This is a genomic window from Motilibacter deserti (assembly GCF_011250635.1).
GTDB lineage: Bacteria > Actinomycetota > Actinomycetes > Motilibacterales > Motilibacteraceae > Motilibacter_A > Motilibacter_A deserti.
This window is the reverse complement of sequence record NZ_JAANNP010000145.1, coordinates 1-3,777: the sequence shown is the minus strand read 5'-3', so window position 1 is coordinate 3,777 and position 3,777 is coordinate 1. Positions and strand designations below refer to the sequence as shown.

General features: G+C 71.4%; 2 protein-coding genes. One reads left to right on the top strand and one right to left on the bottom strand.

Going from position 1 to position 3,777, the window contains the following annotated elements; translation table 11 throughout:
- The first annotated feature begins 170 nt into the window (after positions 1-170).
- Entirely contained in the window at positions 171-1,472 is a 1,302-nt protein-coding gene (locus G9H71_RS21500) for an ATP-binding protein (protein WP_166284816.1), read from the top strand.
- Positions 1,473-1,761: 289 nt separating this feature from the next.
- Here the strand turns inward: G9H71_RS21500 and G9H71_RS21495 are convergent.
- On the bottom strand, positions 1,762-3,777 hold a 2,016-nt coding region (locus G9H71_RS21495; protein ID WP_166284815.1), incomplete at its 5' end, for an ATP-dependent Clp protease ATP-binding subunit.

The following is a 3,777-nucleotide window of genomic DNA, read 5'->3' as shown; positions in this document are numbered from 1 at the left end:
CCGGCGGGCGCTCGCCGGGCTCGTGGCCGACGGGCTGGTCGAGCTGCTGCCCGGCAGCCTCTACCGGCTACCGTCGAGCTCCCGGGGATCGGCAGGCGTAGTTCGGCCCGCGGTTGGGTAGCGAGTGCGAGGGGTCCTTTCGGCGTGCCGGGATCCAGGTGAGGAGGATCGTGGCGGGGTCGGAGCGAGTGCTCGCCCAGCGAGCCGTCGCGTTCGCTCCTGAGCCCGCCAGCGTGCGCCGGGCCAGGTCCGCGGTGTCGGAGACGCTGCGGGCAGCAGGCATGGACGAGGACACGGTCGACACGGCGGCGCTGCTGGTCAGCGAGCTCGTGACGAACGCCGTCGTGCACGCACGATCCGAGGTCGGCGTGACCGTCACCGTCGCCGGGCCCAGCGTGCTCGTCGAGGTCGCCGACCACAGCCCGCACCTGCCCGTGCAGCGCAGCTACGAGGACGAGAGCGCGACGACCGGACGGGGCCTGGGCCTCGTCGAGGTCCTGGCCACCGACAGCGGCGTCCGCCAGGTGGAGGGGCACGGCAAGGTCGTCTGGTTCACCCTCGGCCCCGCCGGACGCTTCCCGGGCGGCCTGCCCGCCGCGGACGGCCGGGCTGACGAGGCTTCGACCGGCGAGGGTGCCGAGGTGCCCGACCTGACCGTCGTGCTCGCCGAGCTGCCCGTGGCGCTCTACTGCACGTTCCAGGAGCACGCGGCCGCGCTGCTGCGCGAGTACCAGTTGACCGTCCTCGACCGCGGCGGACCAGCCGGCCGCGCGGCCGCCGACGAGGCCGCCGCCGGCGGAGAGGCGCTCTCGCTGCTGTCCGAGGCCAGTGGCGAGGTCTTCGCCCTACGCGACACCGGCCGGTCGGCGGTCGACCATTCCGTGCCGCTACCGCACGCGGCCGTCCCCCGCTTCGCCATGCTGCACCACGTGCTCGACGAGGCGGTCGAGCTCGCTGCCGACGGGCGTCTGCTCGCACCGCCGAGCCAGCCGGAGATCCGGGCGCTGCGGACCTGGTGCCTGCAGGAGGTCCTGCGCCAGGCCGAGGGGGCGTCCCCCATCCCGTGGCAGCTGCCCGACGTACGCGCCGTCCCCACCGTGCGCAAGCGGGCCGAGTGGGACGACAGCGCCGTTCTGGCCTCCTCGCAGGCGCTGGTCGCGGCCGACGACGCCAACCGCATCCTCGCCGTCAGCGAGCCCGCGGCCCGGCTGCTGGGCTGGGAGGTCGCCGACCTGGTCGGCCAGCGCCTGGTCTGCATCATCCCGCCCCGCCTGCACGAGCTGCACATCGCCGGCTTCGTCCGGTTCCTGCTCAGCGGGCAGCGACGCATCCTCGGCAAGCGGGTCCCGCTGACCGCGCTGCGCCACGACGGCACCGAGGTCGAGGTCTACCTGACCATCGAGCAGCAGCCGGCGCCCCCCGGCCGGACCGTGCTCGTCGCCGCGATGGAGCCGATCGACCCCCCGGTCTGACCCGCGCGCGGTCGTCGCGTGGCGCGCGGCGGACAGCCCCGCGTCCATGACGAGGAGAGCGGCAGCTCGGCGTCACCGCCTACGAGGACCGGTCCAGCAGCCCGGCCACCGGGTACGGGGAGACCCGCGCAACGGCGCGCACGTCCTGCGCGCTGTCTCCCCCGAACGCACGAAGAGCCGCTCCCCAAGGGGGAGCGGCTCTTGCGTGTGTCGGCCCGAAGGCCGAAGCCCGCTCAGCGCGGCCCGGTCAGAGCGACCGGGTCAGAGCGACCGGGTCAGAGCGACCGGGTCAGAGCGACTTCGTCAGCGGGACCTCGGGCATCGGCTTCGGCTCACCACGGAAGGTGAACGTCGCGTCCTTGCCCTCGCCCTCGACGTCGACCAGGACGATCTCGCCGGCCTTGACCTCGCCGAAGAGGATCTTCTCCGACAGGGCGTCCTCGATCTCGCGCTGGATCGTGCGACGCAGCGGCCGGGCGCCGAGGACGGGGTCGTAGCCACGGTCGGCGAGCAGCTGCTTCGCCTTCTGCGTGAGCTCGATGCCCATGTCCTTGTCCTTGAGCCGCTCGTCGAGCCGCGCCAGCATGAGGTCGACGATCCGGATGATCTCGTTCTCGGTCAGCTGGTGGAACACGACGATGTCGTCGATGCGGTTGAGGAACTCCGGACGGAAGTGCTGCTTGAGCTCGTCCTGGACCTTGGCCTTCATCCGGTCGTAGCCGGTCTGGGTGTCGCCGGCCGCGGCGAAGCCCAGGTTGAAGCCCTTGGAGATGTCCCGGGTGCCGAGGTTGGTCGTCATGATGATGACGGTGTTCTTGAAGTCCACGACCCGGCCCTGGGAGTCGGTCAGGCGACCGTCCTCCAGGATCTGCAGCAGCGAGTTGAAGATGTCCGGGTGGGCCTTCTCGACCTCGTCGAACAGGACGACCGAGAACGGCTTGCGGCGCACCTTCTCCGTGAGCTGCCCGCCCTCCTCGTAGCCGACGTAGCCGGGAGGCGAGCCGAACAGCCGGGAGACGGTGTGCTTCTCGGAGAACTCGCTCATGTCGAGCGCGATGAGCGCGTCCTCGTCGCCGAAGAGGAACTCGGCCAGCGTCTTGGACAGCTCGGTCTTCCCGACGCCGGACGGGCCGGCGAAGATGAACGAGCCACCCGGGCGCTTCGGGTCCTTCAGGCCGGCGCGGGTGCGCCGGATCGCCTGGGAGAGGGCCTTGATGGCCTGCTCCTGGCCGATGACCCGGCGGTGGAGCTCGTCCTCCATCTTGAGCAGACGGGCGGACTCCTCCTCCGTCAGCTTGAAGACCGGGATGCCCGTCGCCGTGGCCAGGACCTCGGCGATCAGCTCCTCGTCGACCTCGGCCACGACGTCCATGTCGCCGGCCTTCCACTCCTTCTCCCGCTGCGCCTTCTGACCGAGGAGGTTCTTCTCCTCGTCACGCAGCCGCGCCGCCTTCTCGAAGTCCTGCGCGTCGATCGCGGACTCCTTCTCGCGGCGGACGCCGGCGATGCGCTCGTCGTACTCGCGCAGGTCCGGCGGGGCCGTCATGCGGCGGATGCGCATCCGCGAGCCGGCCTCGTCGATCAGGTCGATCGCCTTGTCCGGGAGGAAGCGGTCGGAGATGTAGCGGTCGGCCAGGGTGGCCGCAGCGACCAGGGCCGAGTCCGTGATCGAGACGCGGTGGTGCGCCTCGTAGCGGTCCCGGAGGCCCTTGAGGATCTCGATCGTGTGCGGCAGCGACGGCTCGGCGACCTGGATCGGCTGGAAGCGGCGCTCGAGCGCGGCGTCCTTCTCCAGGTGCTTGCGGTACTCGTCGAGCGTCGTCGCACCGATCGTCTGCAGCTCGCCGCGGGCGAGCATCGGCTTCAGGATCGACGCGGCGTCGATCGCGCCCTCGGCGGCACCGGCACCCACGAGCGTGTGCAGCTCGTCGATGAACAGGATGATGTCGCCGCGGGTGCGGATCTCCTTGAGGACCTTCTTGAGGCGCTCCTCGAAGTCACCGCGGTAGCGCGACCCGGCGACCAGCGCGCCGAGGTCGAGCGTGTAGAGGTGCTTGTCCTTGAGCGTCTCGGGCACCTCGCCCTTGACGATCGCCTGGGCCAGGCCCTCGACGACGGCGGTCTTGCCGACGCCGGGCTCGCCGATGAGGACGGGGTTGTTCTTGGTGCGGCGCGAGAGCACCTGCATCACGCGCTCGATCTCCTTCTCGCGCCCGATGACCGGGTCGAGCTTGCCCTCGCGCGCGGCCTGCGTCAGGTTGCGGCCGAACTGGTCGAGGACGAGGGAGGTCGAGGGCGCGCCCTC